A 541-nucleotide genomic window follows, 5' to 3' on the forward strand; every position below is an offset into this window, starting at 1 on the left:
CCGAGGTGCGCCTCGCGGAGTTATTTCTAGAAATGAATCAGCTGAATGCCGTTCACGACGCACTTTTTTGCATGAAACTATAAACCGCAACATCTCAGACTAAGTACTGGTTTGTAAAATCGGGATGGAATTTTTGCAGCTCGTAAAAAGCAGTGGAATACATTGCCGCTACTGAAATTTGATCATATCTACGGTCTAATCTTTTCCTGCGCCATATATGACCTACATCTGCTGAGCAGATTCGGGGCGGTCCCCATCTAATTCTCGCAGCTTCTAGCATTGGCTCGAAGAGAGGCTGCTGTCCATTTTTGAGGCGCACCTGGAATAATTCATCCCTAAAATGACCATAAGCAATTACGTCGGCAGCCTGGCTCAGAGGCTCATTGTCAGTATCTTCGACTCGTCTAACAGAGGAGATTTTGGGAAGATCAAGATGCTGCCTAACTGAGATGTTGCGGTTTATAGTTTCATGCAAAAAAGTGCGTCGTGAACGGCATTCAGCTGATTCATTTCTAGAAATAACTCCGCGAGGCGCACCTCG

Annotated in this window: 1 protein-coding gene; it reads right to left on the minus strand. The window is 45.8% G+C overall.

The genetic code is table 11. The features are described from left to right. Positions 1-94 precede the first annotated feature (94 nt). On the minus strand, positions 95-541 hold a 447-nt coding region (locus tag GUI70_RS24795; protein ID WP_237725129.1), incomplete at its 5' end, for a hypothetical protein.

The organism is Deinococcus alpinitundrae (assembly GCF_009982895.1).
In the GTDB taxonomy this organism is placed as follows: domain Bacteria; phylum Deinococcota; class Deinococci; order Deinococcales; family Deinococcaceae; genus Deinococcus; species Deinococcus alpinitundrae.